The organism is Bradyrhizobium sp. LHD-71, assembly GCF_031157255.1.
Lineage (GTDB): Bacteria > Pseudomonadota > Alphaproteobacteria > Rhizobiales > Xanthobacteraceae > P52-10.
Genome location: NZ_JAVIFX010000004.1, coordinates 17,997 through 32,804, shown reverse-complemented (window position 1 = coordinate 32,804; position 14,808 = coordinate 17,997). Strand labels below are relative to the sequence as shown.

At 62.6% G+C, this 14,808-nt stretch carries 14 protein-coding genes; 11 read left to right on the top strand and 3 right to left on the bottom strand.

Annotation, left to right across the window (positions count from 1 at the left end; all coding sequences use genetic code 11):
• Position 1: 1 nt before the first annotated feature.
• Positions 2–520: a pilus assembly protein N-terminal domain-containing protein gene (locus RCO31_RS04770; protein WP_308967094.1), complete on the bottom strand. Its 519-nt coding sequence runs from the start codon at positions 518–520 to the stop codon at positions 2–4.
• 387 nt (positions 521–907) lie between these two features.
• On the opposite strand from RCO31_RS04770, the gene RCO31_RS04765 reads away from it, so the two are divergent.
• The 9 genes from RCO31_RS04765 (at position 908) to RCO31_RS04725 (ending at position 9,758) form a co-directional block, all read left to right on the top strand.
• Entirely contained in the window at positions 908–1,081 is a 174-nt protein-coding gene (locus tag RCO31_RS04765) for a Flp family type IVb pilin (protein ID WP_308967093.1), read from the top strand.
• Positions 1,082–1,268: 187 nt separating this feature from the next.
• Positions 1,269–1,790, top strand: coding sequence for a prepilin peptidase (locus RCO31_RS04760; protein WP_308967092.1), 522 nt, complete (start codon positions 1,269–1,271; stop codon positions 1,788–1,790).
• Positions 1,791–1,918: 128 nt separating this feature from the next.
• Positions 1,919–2,692: a Flp pilus assembly protein CpaB gene (gene cpaB / locus RCO31_RS04755; RefSeq protein WP_308967091.1), complete on the top strand. Its 774-nt coding sequence runs from the start codon at positions 1,919–1,921 to the stop codon at positions 2,690–2,692.
• 19 nt (positions 2,693–2,711) lie between these two features.
• Positions 2,712–4,184 (top strand): type II and III secretion system protein family protein, encoded by a 1,473-nt coding sequence (locus RCO31_RS04750; protein WP_308967090.1) that lies wholly within the window; start codon positions 2,712–2,714, stop codon positions 4,182–4,184.
• Between the two features lie 144 nt (positions 4,185–4,328).
• Positions 4,329–5,039, top strand: a complete 711-nt coding sequence (locus RCO31_RS04745; RefSeq protein WP_308967089.1) for a CpaD family pilus assembly protein — start codon at positions 4,329–4,331, stop codon at positions 5,037–5,039.
• The gene (locus tag RCO31_RS04740) at positions 5,036–6,304 is read left to right on the top strand and encodes an AAA family ATPase (protein WP_308967088.1); all 1,269 of its coding nucleotides are present in this window, start codon (positions 5,036–5,038) and stop codon (positions 6,302–6,304) included. Before RCO31_RS04745 ends, RCO31_RS04740 begins: the two co-directional genes overlap by 4 nt.
• 21 nt (positions 6,305–6,325) lie before the next feature.
• The gene (locus RCO31_RS04735) at positions 6,326–7,798 is read left to right on the top strand and encodes a CpaF family protein (protein WP_308967087.1); all 1,473 of its coding nucleotides are present in this window, start codon (positions 6,326–6,328) and stop codon (positions 7,796–7,798) included.
• Positions 7,795–8,769 (top strand): type II secretion system F family protein, encoded by a 975-nt coding sequence (locus RCO31_RS04730; protein WP_308967086.1) that lies wholly within the window; start codon positions 7,795–7,797, stop codon positions 8,767–8,769. Before RCO31_RS04735 ends, RCO31_RS04730 begins: the two co-directional genes overlap by 4 nt.
• 14 nt (positions 8,770–8,783) lie before the next feature.
• Positions 8,784–9,758, top strand: a complete 975-nt coding sequence (locus tag RCO31_RS04725; protein ID WP_308967085.1) for a type II secretion system F family protein — start codon at positions 8,784–8,786, stop codon at positions 9,756–9,758.
• Positions 9,759–9,806: 48 nt separating this feature from the next.
• On the opposite strand, the gene RCO31_RS04720 is transcribed toward RCO31_RS04725, so the two are convergent.
• The gene (locus RCO31_RS04720) at positions 9,807–10,556 is read right to left on the bottom strand and encodes a tetratricopeptide repeat protein (protein WP_308967084.1); all 750 of its coding nucleotides are present in this window, start codon (positions 10,554–10,556) and stop codon (positions 9,807–9,809) included.
• Between the two features lie 216 nt (positions 10,557–10,772).
• Here RCO31_RS04720 and RCO31_RS04715 point away from each other — a divergent pair, with 216 nt between their 5' ends.
• Positions 10,773–12,155, top strand: a complete 1,383-nt coding sequence (locus RCO31_RS04715) for a leucyl aminopeptidase family protein (RefSeq protein WP_308967083.1) — start codon at positions 10,773–10,775, stop codon at positions 12,153–12,155.
• A complete protein-coding gene (locus tag RCO31_RS04710; RefSeq protein ID WP_308967082.1) occupies positions 12,148–13,023 on the top strand; it encodes an NlpC/P60 family protein in 876 nt (291 codons plus the stop codon). The genes RCO31_RS04715 and RCO31_RS04710 overlap by 8 nt, the downstream gene beginning before the upstream one ends.
• Positions 13,024–13,169: 146 nt before the next feature.
• On the opposite strand, the gene RCO31_RS04705 is transcribed toward RCO31_RS04710, so the two are convergent.
• Positions 13,170–14,807: an ABC transporter ATP-binding protein gene (locus RCO31_RS04705; RefSeq protein WP_308967081.1), complete on the bottom strand. Its 1,638-nt coding sequence runs from the start codon at positions 14,805–14,807 to the stop codon at positions 13,170–13,172.
• Position 14,808: the final 1 nt, after the last annotated feature.

The window sequence follows — 14,808 nt, the reverse complement described above, 5'->3', positions numbered from 1 at the left end:
ATCAACGAGCCTGTCCGGACGTTTGTGCGGATGCATCGGCGGAGGCCGCTCCGGTTGCCTGAGTTGCCAGTGAACCGCTCTGGTTGAGCGTTGCGCTGAAATAGGTTGGCGTGTCGCCCAGTGTGATCCGGCGCTGGCAGATTGGCGTGCAACTATAAGATTCGCGGTCGAGCCCGCGATAGACGGTGACGAGCTTGTCGGTGGGGCCCTCCACCTGCACCGTCCGATCGATCAGCACGTTGCCCTGACGATCCAGCGCCATCACGTTCGTGGTGCCGTAACCCTTGCCGGTCACCACTACTGTGCCTCCGGACTGGAGCGACACGTCGGCGATCAGTGGATTGCCGACGACGATAGTGGCGATGTTCTCCGGAAGCTTGATGAGTTTGGCCTGATCGACGACGACGGAGATCTGTTCGGCGGCTGGGGATGACACGGCCAAAGGGACGAGGAGGAGTCCAAGCGAGATCGTTTTCGCGGACAAGGGACTGCGCAGCATAGCACGCAACGACAATGGCATGACTTGAACTCCGGGGACGCGAGACTGGCCGGCAATGGCGATGCAGTTAAAGCGCCGGCGCCCGTGACGCTGAATCTGCCGTTAAGAGATGAAAGAACTACAAACGATCGCCTTCTGCGAGCATCTTGCGTCAACAGAGATCGTCACGCCTTGCTTTGCGGCCTTCAGAGAAGCTTCCTGCAAGCCAACCCAAAAAGCAGGATCGATCGTTTAGCGATTCTTTCACTGTGATTAAGAACGGTGCGGTAAAGCCGACTTTCTGCAATCGAATTAACTGCGCTGCAATTCCGCCTCACTAGGGTGCCGCCATGGCCAAGTCGCCGGACAACGCTCCGCGTGAGGCCAAATGAAAGCTTCAAACAGCAAGTGTTGCAAACGGAGTCATCTATGAAGAACCTTGTTGCTCGTTTCGTGAAGGACGAGTCCGGCGCCACCGCGATCGAATACGGCCTCATCGCCGCGGGCATCAGCATTGCGATCATCACCATCGTGCAAACGCTCGGTGGTACGCTCTTCGGTATTTTCACCGACCTCAATACCAGGCTTAACGCGCAAAACTAAGCTCGCGGACGTCAGTGCATGACAAAAGGCTTCGGGTCACCGAAGCCTTTTTTGTTTCTGCTTGCGCCGTCCGTCCGTCGCTGATTCTGCGTCCAGCCTGCCGATCGCAATTCTATGATTATTCACCAAATGCGCCTATCGATAGTCGAACGGCGCCAATCATGCCCTCGCTCCTCGGTGAACAGAAATGACCCTTGATATCGCGCGTCTGTTGATCTTTCCGGCGCTGATGGCATTCGCAGCGGTGAGCGACTTCCTCACCATGACGATATCGAACAGGATTTCACTGTTGTTGATCGTGGGCTTTATCGTGCTGGCCGCTCTGGGTGGCATGAGCTTGCAGGCGATCACGATGCACGTTGTCGCCGCGTTAGTCGTGCTGACGTTCGGCTTTACCTTTTTCGCGATGGGCTGGATCGGTGGAGGCGACGCCAAGCTCGCGGCTGCGGCGGCACTCTGGTTCGGCTTCGAGCACGTGACCATGTACCTTATCTATTCCGCCCTGGTCGGCGGGCTTCTGACGCTGCTGCTCCTGCAATTCCGACAATGGCCCTTACCTGCATCGCTCATCTCGCAGGAATGGGCGCAGCGATTACACGATAGGAAGAGCGGCGTCCCCTACGGCATTGCGCTCGCGATTGGCGCGCTGCTGATCTATCCTGAGACCGAATGGATGAAGGCGATCGATCTCAGCCGCTTTGCCGGTTAAACTTTTCGAAGAAGCTTTCGTTAACCCGATCTAGATACGCCTCATTAACCATGCTTTGACCTTTAAATGGTCAAATCCCGCGACGGCAGCGACTGCGCGCCGGGCGTCCTCGTGGGAAGTGAAGCGTAATGAATACCGCGCGCATCATCGTTCTTGCCATCGCGATCGGTGCGGGCGGCATCGCCGCCTATCTTGCCAGCGGCTCCGGCGCGAAACCCGTCGTCCAGGCGCCCGCGCCGAAGCTGGATACGGTCGACGTGCTGATCGCCAAGGCCGACATTCCGCTTGGCCAGACGGTCAAGCCCGAGGATCTGCAATGGCAGTCTTGGCCGGCGGCGACGGTGAGTCCGAGCTTCATTCGCCGCGACCAGCGCGGCAACGCCGTCGCTGACCTCACCGGCTCCATCGTCCGTTCGCCCTTCTTCGCCGGCGAGCCGGTGCGCGAGGTCAAGCTGGTCAAGGGCAACGGGTCGGGGTTCATGGCGGCCGTCCTGCCATCGGGCATGCGCGCGATCTCGACGGAAATCTCGCCGGAGACCGGCGCCGGCGGCTTTATCCTCCCCAATGATCGGGTCGACGTCATTCTGTCCCGCCGCCAGCGCGGCGCCGGCAATGCCGAAGTCGGCATTTCCGAGATCATCCTGGGCAACGTCCGGGTGCTGGCGATCGACCAGACGATCGAGGAGAAGAACGGCCAGAAGGTCGTCGTCGGTAAGACCGCGACGCTCGAGCTCAAGCCCGAGCAATCGGAAACGCTGGCGCGGGCGCGTCAGAGTGGAACGCTGTCGCTCGCACTGCGCAGCCTCGTCGATGCCAACGAACCCGGAACGCCCGCACGCAGCAACAACACCGTGAACGTGGTCCGCTTTGGTGTTTCGGCCGCCGCGGCAACACAGAAGTGACCAAAAGGGGATGGAAGGCATGATCCGCCGGCTGAATAAGCGATCGCTGTGGACCCAGGTGGTCTGCGCAATGTCGTTCGCGATCGCTGCGGTGCTGACGCTGGTGCCGTCGGGAACGTCGGCGATTGCCAGCGACTACCACGCCGGCGGGGTCGCCGCAGTCCGGGACGGCGCCCGCTTCCTGCCGCTTGGCATCGGCAAGTCGGTGGTGATCGACCTGCCGCGCGAGATCAAGGATGTGCTCGTGGCTGATCCCAAGATCGCCAACGCGGTGGTCCGCTCGGCTCAGCGGGCCTACATCATCGGCGCCGCCGTCGGCCAGACCAATATCTTCTTCTTCGACAGCGACGGCCAACAGATCGCCGCCTATGACATTGCGGTGACCCGCGATCTCAATGGCATTCGCGCTGCACTCAAGCACACCTTGCCGAATGCCGACATCAACATCGAGGGTCTCGGCGACGGCGTCGTGCTGACGGGTGTGGTGACGAGCCCGGTCGATGCGCAGCAGGCCGGCGAGCTGGCGACCCGCCTGGTCGGCGGCGCCGACAAGGTGGTGAACAGCATTGTTGTCCGCGGCCGCGATCAGGTCATGCTGAAGGTGACGGTCGCCGAGGTACAGCGCGACGTCATCAAGCAGCTCGGCATCGATCTCAACGGCGCCATGAATTTTGGCACGTCGGTGGTGAACTTCAACAACGTAAATCCCTTTTCGGTCGTCGGGCAGGCGCTGGTTGCCAACAACCAGATCGCCGGCACCTTCGCCAAGGGCGCCAACGGGACGGGTGTCACCGCAACCTTGCGGGCAATGGAGCGAGCCGGCGTGGTGCGGACGCTGGCCGAGCCGAACCTGACCGCGATTTCCGGCGAGTCGGCATCCTTCGTTGCTGGTGGCGAGTTTCCGTTGCCGAAAGGATTGCTGTGCTCCAACGACACCATCTTCGGCCGGACCTGCCAGATCCAGGTCGACTTCAAGAAGTTCGGCATCACGCTGAACTTTACGCCGGTGGTGTTGACCGAGGGGCGGATCAGCCTGCGCGTCATGACCGAAGTATCGGAGCTGTCCTCGGACAACTCGCTGACTCTCGACCAGGGTGGGGGCCACATCTTGACCGTTCCGTCGATCAAGGCCCGCCGTGCAGAGACGACGCTGGAAATCCCCTCCGGCGGCTCGCTGGCGATGGCCGGCATGATCCACGAGCAGACCAAGCAGGCGCTCAATGGCTTGCCAGGGCTGATGCAGCTTCCGGTGCTTGGTGCGCTGTTCAAGAGCAGGGATTATGTCAACCGCCAGACCGAGCTGATGGTGCTGGTCACGCCTTATGTCGTGCGCGCGGTGGCGCAGAAGGATCTGTCGCGGCCGGATGACGGATTTGTCGATGCCTCCGATCCTTCGACGGTCATCACCGGCGCGCTCAATCGAATCTACGGCGTGCCGGCGCGGGTCGAGGCGGCGAGGCCGCGCAACGTGTTTGGCTTCATTACGGATTAGGCGTGGCAGATGATGAACATCGATCCAGTTCGTTCAGCATTGCCTCGCGTTGCAGGGCTATCACGCACGCATGCTCCGCCCTCCCCCTCAAGGGGAGGGTGGAGCGCCACGCGCGTGGCTGTCTCTTGCTTAGATGCGTTAGGCTTGCGCCGCCTCGGGGCGATTGCGCCGCTGCTGTTGCTGGCCGCAACGCTCGGTGCCTGCAAGCACGCTGAGGAAGACATCACCGCGAGTGTGCCGTCCGACTATCGGCAGCGCCATCCGATCGTCGTGCAGGAGGCGGATCGCACCGTGGAGGTTTTCGTCGGCACCGGCCGCGGGGGGCTGATGGCGTCGCAACGGACCGACGTCGCCGCATTCGCGCAAACCTGGCTGCAGGAAGGAACCGGGCCGATCACCATCGATCTGCCGGTTTCGACGACCAATGCGCGTGCGGCGACGCAGTCGTTGCACGATATTCAGGAGATTTTCTCCTCCGTCGGTGTGCCGGCGCGCGGTGTCACCATCCGCCGATATACGCCGCCGGACTATGGGCAGTTCGCGACAATCAAGCTGAATTATCCGAAGGTGATCGCGGACGCCGGACCGTGCGGTCTCTGGCGGGAAGATCTTGGCCCTTCGTTCAAGAGTCCTATCTATCAGTCGAACCGGCCCTACTCGAATCTCGGCTGTGCGTACCAGCGCAACATGGCCGCGATGGTCGCAAATCCCGCCGATCTCGTGCAACCGCGGCCCGAGTCGCCGAGTTACACACCGCGGCGGTCGACCGTGCTGGGCAGATACGCAAACGGCGAGCCAACCGCCACCAAGCAGCCTGATGCCGATAAGGGCAAAATCAGCGACGTCGGAAAATGATTACTTACGGCCAGAAAAACACGGGCGCGCAAGGCCCACGGACGCCATCGGCGCAGGAGGAGCATATCGCCCCTTCGCCGCGCGTGTCCGTGCAGGCGTTCTGCGAGACGGTCGAAACGGCCGCGGCTGTGCAATCGGCCGGCGAAGACCGAAGGCTCGCCAAGGCCCATCTCAAGATTCAGATGGGCGGTATGGCCGCGGCGATCGAGGCCTATCGCAATGCGCCGACGCCCAACGTCATCGTGCTTGAGGCGGAAGGGGGAGGGGACATCCTCTCCGGCCTCGATCAGCTCGCCGCGGTGTGCGACGCCGGAACCCGTGTGATCGTCATCGGCCGGATGAACGACGTCCTGCTCTATCGGGAGCTGATTCGTCGTGGAGTCAGCGACTATGTGATCGCGCCGGTGGCGCCCATCGATGTGGTGCGGTCCATCTGCGGCCTCTTCTCGACGCCGGAAGCTAAACCGGTTGGCCGCGTGATCGCGGTAACAGGCGCCAAGGGCGGCGTCGGCGCCTCGACAATTGCGCACAACATCGCCTGGTCGATCGCCCGCGACCTTGCGCTGGATTCAGTGGTCGCCGATCTCGACCTCGCGTTCGGAACGGCGGGTCTCGACTATAATCAGGATCCCGCGCAGGGAATCGCTGATGCGGTGTTCTCGCCGGATCGCATCGACACGGCGTTCATCGACCGTCTGCTGTCAAAGTGTACGGATCACCTCAGCCTGCTCGCAGCGCCTGCGACGCTCGACCGCGTTTATGATTTCGGCACGGAGGCGTTCGACGCGGTGTTTGACACGTTGCGTTCGACGGTGCCGTGCATCGTGCTGGACGTACCACATCAATGGTCGGGCTGGACCAAGCGCGCCCTGATCTCCGCCGACGACATCCTGATCGTCGCCTCTCCGGACCTTGCCAGCCTGCGCAACACCAAGAATTTGTTCGACCTTCTGAAGGCGTCGCGGCCGAACGACCGGGCGCCGCTTTATTGCCTCAACCAGGTCGGCGTTCCAAAGCGTCCCGAGATCAAGACCTCGGAATTCGCCAAGGCAATCGAGAGCGACCCGGTTACGATCATCTCGTTCGAGCCGCAACTGTTCGGACTTGCGGCGAACAACGGCCAGATGATCGAGGAGATCGCCGCAAAGCACAAGGTGACGGACCAGTTCCTGCAAATGGCCCAGCGCCTGACCGGTCGTGCCGAAGCCAAGAAGCCACGCAGCTCGCTGCTGTCGCCGCTGCTCGGAAAGTTGCTCGCCAAATAGTTGTTGGGTTGGGGGATCGTCGTGTTCGGTAAGCGTAGCGGATCGGAAGCCGAGGCCAGGGTTATCAAGCCCATGGCCAGCACGCCCGCGCCCGCGATGCGGCCCGGCGAGCCGCCCGTTGTCGCGTCGCCGCCAACGGCGCCTTCGCGCCCGGCGCCGGAACCGGAACCGCCAAGAGAAAGCCGACGCTCGGACAACTACTATCAGGTCAAGGCGACGATCTTCGGGGCGCTGATCGAGGCGATCGATCTCGCCCAACTCGGCAAGCTCGACGGCGAATCGGCGCGCGAGGAAATCCGCGACATCGTCAACGAGATTATCGCGATCAAGAACATCGTGATGTCGATCGCCGAGCAGGAGGAGCTGCTCGACGACATCTGCAATGACGTGCTCGGCTATGGTCCGCTCGAGCCTCTGCTGTCGCGCGACGACATCGCCGATATCATGGTCAACGGCGCCAACACGGTCTACATCGAGGTCGGCGGCAAGATCCAGAAGACGGGCATCCGTTTCCGCGACAACCAGCAGCTTCTGAACATCTGCCAGCGCATCGTCAGCCAGGTTGGCCGGCGCGTCGATGAGGCGTCGCCGATCTGTGATGCGCGTCTCGCCGATGGCTCCCGCGTCAACGCCATCGTGCCGCCGCTCGCGATCGATGGCCCGGTGCTGACGATCCGCAAGTTCAAGCGCGACAAGCTGACGCTCGATCAGCTGGTGAAGTTCGGGGCGATCAGTCCGGAAGGCGCGGAGATACTGAAGATCATCGGTCGTGTTCGTTGCAACGTGCTGATTTCCGGCGGTACCGGCTCGGGCAAGACGACGCTTCTGAACTGCCTGACGAACTTCATCGACCACGACGAGCGCGTCATCACCTGCGAAGACGCGGCCGAGTTGCAACTGCAGCAGCCGCACACCGTCAGGCTGGAAACGCGGCCTCCGAACCTTGAGGGCGAGGGGCAGATCACCATGCGTGATCTGGTGCGAAACTGCCTGCGCATGCGGCCGGAGCGCATCATCGTCGGCGAAGTGCGCGGACCCGAGGCGTTTGACCTGCTGCAGGCCATGAACACGGGCCACGACGGATCCATGGGTACGCTGCACGCCAACAGTCCGCGTGAGGGGTTGTCGCGTTGCGAATCCATGATCACCATGGGGGGCTACTCGCTGCCGTCGCGTACTATCCGTGAGATGATATGTTCGTCGATCGATGTCGTCATTCAAGCGGCGCGCCTGCGCGACGGTTCGCGCCGCATCACCCACATCACTGAGGTGATGGGAATGGAAGGCGATACGATCATCACCCAGGATCTTTTCCTCTTCGACATCGTCGGCGAGGATGCGAACGGCCGGATTATCGGTCGGCACCGTTCGAACGGCATCGGCCGGCCGCGCTTCTGGGAGCGGGCGCGCTATTACGGCGAGGAAAACCGGCTTGCGGCGGCGCTTGATGCTGGCGAGCTTGCAAACGTCGACAGACTGGATGCGCAGCGATGAACCTGCAGACGCTGGCGCTGGCATTCATGGCCGCCACCGCGATCGGCGGGCTCGCCTGGGTGTTCCTGTATCCGATGTTGTCCGGCGAGCGCCAGGCGGAACAGCGGCGTGCGAGCTTCGCCCGGAGCGAGCCGATCGCCCGGCGCTCCGACCGGGTGCAACGCACGCGCAGGCAGCAGGTCGAAGCGTCGCTGAAGGACGTCGAAAATCGCCACAAGCAGTCGAAGAAGATTCCTTTAACGAACAGGATCTCACAAGCCGGCTTGTCGTGGACCATGCGGCAGTTTGTCATCATTTCGGTGGCGATGGGCGTCTCGTGCTTTTTGGTGGTGCTCCTCATGGGTGGGGGGCTGTTGCCTTCCGCGGCGTTCGGCTTCGCGGCCGGTTTCGGCGCGCCGCGATGGTTTCTCGGATACATGAAGAAGCGTCGAGAGCTCAAGTTTCTGGAAGGGCTTCCCGATGCCGTGGACATTATTGTCCGCGGCATCAAGGCCGGCCTGCCGCTGTTCGACTCGATCAAGCTGGTCGCCGCGGACTCGCAGGAGCCAGTCAGGGGTGAATTCGCCGCCATTGTCGAAACCCAGGCGATTGGCATGCCACTCGGTGACGCCTGCGCACGCCTGTACGAGCGGATGCCGGTAGCGGAGGCAAACTTCTTCGGCATCGTCATTTCGATCCAGCAGACGGCCGGCGGCAATCTGTCCGAAGCTCTCGGCAACCTTTCAAAGGTGTTGCGCGATCGCAAGAAGATGAAAGCCAAGATCAAAGCGATGTCGATGGAGGCCAAGGCGTCCGCCGCCATCATCGGCTCGCTGCCGCCTGTGATCATGCTGGCCCTCTACGCGTTGAACCCGGGCTACATCTCGCTCTTGTGGACGACGCCTATGGGACGCTTGATGCTGCTGGCGAGCGCCGTCTGGATGACGATCGGCGTGCTGGTGATGAGGAAGATGATCAATTTCGACTTCTGATTTGATTGGCGCGCATGATCGATTTCCTGATTGAGAAAATGCACGATGGTCGGCTGATGACCATGATCTTCGCGGCGATCGCCGCGGGGGCGACTGCTTTCACGCTGATTTCTCCGCTGTTCGCGACCAACGGGTTGAACAAGCGCATGCGCGCGGTCGCAGACGAGCGGGAGCGCATCCGCCAGCGTGAACGCGAGCGGCTGGCGAAGGCCGAAAAGATTTCGTTGCGGCAATCGCCCAAGCAGGTCGTGCAGAAGGTGGTTTCCGATTTCAATCTCGGCAAATGGCTGGCGCAGGAAGAGGCGCGCGAGAAGTTGGTGATGGCCGGCTACCGAGGTGAAGCTCCCTACATCACTTTCCTGTTCTTTCGCATGGTGGCGCCGATCGTGCTGTTCGTTGCCACCACGATCTATGTCTTCCTCGTCGCCACCCTGCAGCAGCCCGTCACGATCAAGGTCGGCTTTTGCATTCTTGCCGCCTATATCGGTATGCAGGCGCCGATGATCTACCTGAAGAACGCGATTGCGAAGCGGCAGCTTTCGATCAAGCGTGCATTTCCGGATGCGCTCGACCTGCTGCTGATCTGCGTTGAATCCGGTATGTCAGTCGAGCTGGCTTTCCGGAAGGTCGCGTCAGAGATCAGCTCTCAGTCGGTTGCGCTCGCTGAGGAGTTCACGCTCACCACAGCGGAACTGTCCTACCTCTCCGACCGGAAGGTCGCTTACGAGAATCTGCAGAAGCGCACAGGACTCGACGGCGTGAAATCGGTGTGCCTGGCGCTGTCGCAATCGGAACGCTACGGAACGCCGCTCGGCGCGACACTGCGCGTGATGGCGCAGGAAAACCGCGATGCGCGCATGACGGAGGCCGAGAAGAAGGCCGCCGCCCTGCCGCCGATGCTGACGGTGCCGATGGTGCTGTTTTTCCTGCCGGTGCTGTTTGTCGTGATCCTCGGACCGACCGCCATCAAGCTTTTCGCACTTAAGTGAAGGCTCGATCATTCCCGACCGCGGCGCTTCTCGCTGCGGAATGACACATCAGGTTCGCGAGGCGTGCTGTGTCTCGGCGCGTGCGATGGCCGGCTTCCGGCCGTCGCCCTGAAGCATCTGCTTCAGATATTTGACGCTTTCGGCCGCTTCGTCGGGCGGCAGCCCGGCCGTGATGATGCTCTCGGCCTCGGGAAAGCGACCTTGCAGGCCGATGGCGAGGGCGAGGTTCTGCCTGATCCGCGCGTCCGAGGGGGCACCTGCATGAGCGCGCCGAAGGGCGTCTTCGGCCTTGGGAAGTTCTTTGGAAAGCACGTAGGACATGCCGAGGTTGGATAGCACCGACGGCTCGTTCGGTTGGATCTTCAGCGCGTTTTCGTAGTAGCGCCGTGCGTCCTCATGCCGGCCAAGCCGGTCGAGGGCGGTTCCCTGGATGGAAAGGATGTGCCAGTCGGGATTGTCGGGGGTGTGCGCCCGGCTCAGCGTGTCGAAACCCTGCTGGTAACTGCCGTTGTCGACCAGTGCCCGTCCGTAGGCTGCCAGCAGTGTCCGGTCTCCTGGATTGGCCATCGCCGCCTGTTCCAGCACTGCGCTCGACTGGGCGTGCTGGCCGGTGGCGCGCAACGCCGTGCCGTAGCGAAGCGCGGCTTGCGCGTCCTTGGGATTGGTCCGATACCGCTCGCCGTACGTATCGATCGCTTTGCGCCAGTCGGCTTCGGACTGTGGCGCGGCCTTCGTGGCGACCGAGCTGGTGACGTCGCGGATGATGCTTGAACAGCCCCCGGTGCTGATCGCCGCCATCGTTATGATACTTGCCGTGAGAACGAATCTGGTAGGGGCAAAGCTGGTAAGCAAACGGCTCCGCATGGAAATCCACTCGTCCGGCCCGCACGAGGGGCGGGAACGCATCAGCAATAGACTGTTAACCCTAATGTCTGGTTAATTGGGTTCCGAACCGATAGCCCGGCGACTGTGAGTTTTTGGGCGCAGACGCTCTCATCGAGTATAGAAAACCGCATGCATCCAGCCTTCGACGTAGCCGCCGGCACAACGGCGACGCCCATCACTTTCGTCAGCAAGTCGTCATTAAGCAGCGCGATGGACGTGCTCGGCTCATCGTCGCGGCAGTTTGCCGAGGCCGCCGGGTTTAAGGCCAGGCCGGGGCAGTGCCTTCTATTGCCCTCAGCCAAGGGCGGACTCGAGAATGTGCTGTTCGGCGTCGAGGATGAATCGGCGCGATGGCGCGATCCGTTCCGGCCGGGCCAACTCCCCGGCTTGCTGCCGCCCGGGACTTACCGCTTCGCCAATGCGCCGCATGATGCGCGCCTTGCCACGCTCGCCTTTGCGCTTGGTAGCTACCGTTTCTCCCGCTACCGCAAGGCGGAGCCGTTGGATGTCAAATTGCTCCTGGCCAATGAGCTTGATGCTGAAGATCTGAGCCGGATGGCGGAAGCAGCATCCCTGGCGCGCGATCTGATCAATGTTCCGGCGAACGACATGGGGCCGGAGCAACTGGCGGATGCCGCGCGTGCGCTGGCCGATCGCTTCGGCGCCAAATTTTCGTGCATCGTCGGCGAAGAGCTGCTCGCGAAGAACTTTCCGTTGATCCACGCGGTCGGCAAGGCGTCGAGCCGCGCACCGCGGCTGATTGATTTCACCTGGGGCGAGGCCTCGCATCCGAAGGTGACCCTGGTCGGCAAAGGCGTTTGCTTCGACACCGGCGGCGTCGATCTGAAGCCGGCAAGCGGCATGCTGATCATGAAGAAGGATATGGGCGGGGCCGCCAACGTGCTGGCGCTGGCGCAGATGATCATGGATGCGAAGCTGAAGGTCCGGCTGCGCGTGCTGATCCCGGCGGTCGAAAATGCAGTCGCCGGCAATGCGTTTCGTCCGCTCGATATCTACCCGTCTAGGAAGGGGCCGACCGTGGAGATCGGCAATACCGACGCGGAGGGACGGCTCGTGCTGGCCGATGCGCTCGCGCTCGCGGACGAGGAGAAGCCGGATCTGCTGATCGATCTCGGCACGCTCACGGGCGCAGCGCGCGTCGCGCTCGGCCCCGAGCTGCCTCCTTTTTATACGCGCGACGAAGCGCTCGCGGATGACGTCGCGCGCCACGCACGTGCCGAGCACGATCCGCTTTGGCGCCTGCCGCTGTGGCCGCCCTACGATTCGTGGCTCGATTCGAAGACCGCGGACATCAACAACGCGCCGTCGGGCGGGTTCGCCGGATCGATAACCTGCGCGCTGTTTCTTGGCCGCTTTGTCGAACCGGCGACAAGATGGCTGCATGTCGACATCTACGGCTGGACGCCGTCGTCGAAACCCGCCCGACCGGAGGGCGGTGAATGCCAGGCGGCGCGTGCCATCTACAAGCTTGTGGCGGAACGCTATGGCTGATCCACGTCTGACGCCGGCACGCGGCGACATCGCCGCAAAACATCTCGAGGGCCAGGTCAAGGCCGATCGCTTCGTCGAGGGCGAGGCGTTCGAGGTCTTCGATGCGGTTGCGCCGCTAAGGCAGGCGCCGTCGCATGATGCGGCGCTCGATACCGAGGCGCTCAAGGGCGAGCGCGTGACGATCTACGACCGCAACGACGAGGGTTGGTCGTGGGGCCAGCTCAACGGCGACGGCTATGTGGGCTGGCTGCCCGACGCTGCGCTGGTCAGGCCGCGCACGACGCCGACGCACCGGGTTGCAGCGCTGCGCACCTTTGCCTTTCCAGGTCCCTCGATCAAATTGCCGCCGGCGGAAGCGCTGCCGCTTGGCGCCGTCATCGAGATCGTCAGCGACGACGGCACCTTCGCGATCACGCCGCGGCGGCATTACCTGCCGTTGCAGCATGTCTGCAGCCTTGACGTTTTCGAGAACGATTTCGTCAGCATTGCCGAGCGCTTCATCGGTACGCCTTATCTCTGGGGCGGCAAGACCGGGCTTGGCATTGACTGCTCGGGCCTCGTGCAGATCGCGCTCGGTGCCTGCGGCATGGCCGTGCCGCGCGACAGCGATCTGCAGGAGCGCGAACTGGGCGAGGTGCTGGATGGCGCGGAGATCGGCGACCTGCGTCGCGGTGATCTGATTTTCTGGAAGGGGCATGTGGCGATCGTGCGCGATCCGAAGACGCTCGTGCACGCCAACGCGTTCCACATGGCCGTTGCGATCGAGCCGATCGTCGCAGCACATCAGCGCATCCTGGCGTCCGGCGCCGATATCATCAGCGTGCGTCGGCTGTTCGAGTCGCCGATCAACCCGGCTTTTATTATTTGACGTCATTGCGAGGCATAGCCGTTCGAAGAACGGCGTCGCTTCGCTCGCCTATGGCGACGAAGCAATCCAGCACAGCATTCGCGGTAAGCTCAGACTGGATTGCTTCGCTACGCTCGCAATGACGAATGTACCGCGCTCGCGCGTACCTACTGCGCCACGGTCTCCACTGGCGCCGCTTCCATCCTGAAGGCGGCGGCGAACAGTGCGCGCGTGTAGTCGCTTTTCGGATTTTTGAAGATCTCTGACGCCGGCCCTTCTTCCACCACTTTGCCCTGGCGCATCACGATCAGATGGCTCGCGAGCGAGGCGACCACGCGCAGATCGTGTGAGATGAAGATGTAAGTCAGGTCGCTCTTGCGCTGCAAATCGCGCAGCAGATCAACCATCTGCGCCTGGAACAGCATATCGAGCGCGCTGGTGGGTTCGTCGAGCACGATGAAGCTCGGCTCGAGCACGACGGCTCGCGCGATGCTGATGCGCTGCCGCTGCCCGCCGGAGAACTCGTGCGGATAACGAAAGCGGGTCGCCGGATCGAGGCCGACCGACTGCAAGGCCTCGATGACCTTCTCTTCGCGCGCCTGCGCCGACAGCTTCGGCTGATGCACGCTCAACCCCTCGGCGACGATATCACCGACCGACATGCGCGGGCTCAGCGAGCCGAACGGATCCTGAAACACGATCTGCATATCGCGGCGGATCGGCAGCATGTCCTTGAAGCGGAAACCCTGGATGTCCTTGCCGAGAAAGACGATCGGGCCCTGCGACGAAATCAGCCGCAACAGCGCAAGTCCGAGCGTGGTCTTTCCCGATCCGGACTCGCCGACGACACCAAGCGTCTCTCCCTTGCGAACCGCAACGCTCACGCCATCGACAGCCTTGATGTGCCCGACCGTGCGGCGGAGGAAGCCGCGTTTGATCGGAAACCAGACCCGCAGGTCATTTGAGGAGATGACGACCTGTTCCTCCGGCCGCGGCGGTGCCGGATCAGGCTTCGGTTCGGCCGCGAGCAGCGCCTTGGTGTAAGGGTGTTGCGGGGACGTGAACACCTGCTCGACCGGACCTTGCTCGACGATCTTGCCCTTGTTCATCACGCAGACGACGTCGGCGATACGCCGGACGATGCCAAGGTCGTGAGTGATGAACAGGAGGCTCATGCCGAGCCGCTTGCGGATATCCGCGAGCAGTTCAAGGATCTGCGCCTGCACCGTGACGTCGAGCGCAGTGGTCGGCTCGTCGGCGATCAAAAGGTCGGGCTCGTTCGCGAGCGCCATCGCGATCATGACGCGCTGTCGTTGGCCGCCGGACAGCTGATGCGGATAGGCGCCAAGCCTCGTTTCGGGATCGGGAATGCCGACCTGGGTCAGCAACTCGATGATGCGTGCCATGGCCGCCTGGCCGCGCAGGCCTCCGTGCAGGCTGAGAATTTCGCCGATCTGCTGCTCGATCGTGTGCAGCGGATTGAGCGAGGTCATCGGCTCCTGGAAGATGATCGAGATGTCGTTGCCGCGGATCCCGCGCAGCTCGCGCTCGCTCAGCTCGAGCAGGTCGCGGCCCTTGAAGAGGATCTGGCCCGACGGATGGTGCGCGGCCGGATACGGCAGCAGCTTCAGCACCGACAGCGCGCTGACCGATTTGCCGGAGCCGGACTCGCCGACCAGCGCCACGCACTGGCCCTTGTCGATCTTGAACGAGACGTGGTCGACAGCGGTCTGTTCATCTCCGCCCTGGCGGAAGGCGACGGACAGGTCGCGGACGTCGAGGAGAGGCTGGAGGCTTGCGTCCATG

Excerpts from the sequence above, each read along its gene's own strand:
- RCO31_RS04770 (WP_308967094.1), bottom strand. The coding sequence starts at position 520 with ATGCCATTGTCGTTGCGTGCTATGCTGCGCAGTCCCTTGTCCGCGAAA.
- RCO31_RS04765 (WP_308967093.1), top strand. The coding sequence starts at position 908 with ATGAAGAACCTTGTTGCTCGTTTCGTGAAGGACGAGTCCGGCGCCACC.
- RCO31_RS04760 (WP_308967092.1), top strand. The coding sequence starts at position 1,269 with ATGACCCTTGATATCGCGCGTCTGTTGATCTTTCCGGCGCTGATGGCA.
- cpaB (WP_308967091.1), top strand. The coding sequence starts at position 1,919 with ATGAATACCGCGCGCATCATCGTTCTTGCCATCGCGATCGGTGCGGGC.
- RCO31_RS04750 (WP_308967090.1), top strand. The coding sequence starts at position 2,712 with ATGATCCGCCGGCTGAATAAGCGATCGCTGTGGACCCAGGTGGTCTGC.
- RCO31_RS04740 (WP_308967088.1), top strand. The coding sequence starts at position 5,036 with ATGATTACTTACGGCCAGAAAAACACGGGCGCGCAAGGCCCACGGACG.
- RCO31_RS04730 (WP_308967086.1), top strand. The coding sequence starts at position 7,795 with ATGAACCTGCAGACGCTGGCGCTGGCATTCATGGCCGCCACCGCGATC.
- RCO31_RS04725 (WP_308967085.1), top strand. The coding sequence starts at position 8,784 with ATGATCGATTTCCTGATTGAGAAAATGCACGATGGTCGGCTGATGACC.
- RCO31_RS04720 (WP_308967084.1), bottom strand. The coding sequence starts at position 10,556 with ATGGCGGCGATCAGCACCGGGGGCTGTTCAAGCATCATCCGCGACGTC.
- RCO31_RS04715 (WP_308967083.1), top strand. The coding sequence starts at position 10,773 with ATGCATCCAGCCTTCGACGTAGCCGCCGGCACAACGGCGACGCCCATC.
- RCO31_RS04710 (WP_308967082.1), top strand. The coding sequence starts at position 12,148 with ATGGCTGATCCACGTCTGACGCCGGCACGCGGCGACATCGCCGCAAAA.
- RCO31_RS04705 (WP_308967081.1), bottom strand. The coding sequence starts at position 14,807 with ATGGACGCAAGCCTCCAGCCTCTCCTCGACGTCCGCGACCTGTCCGTC.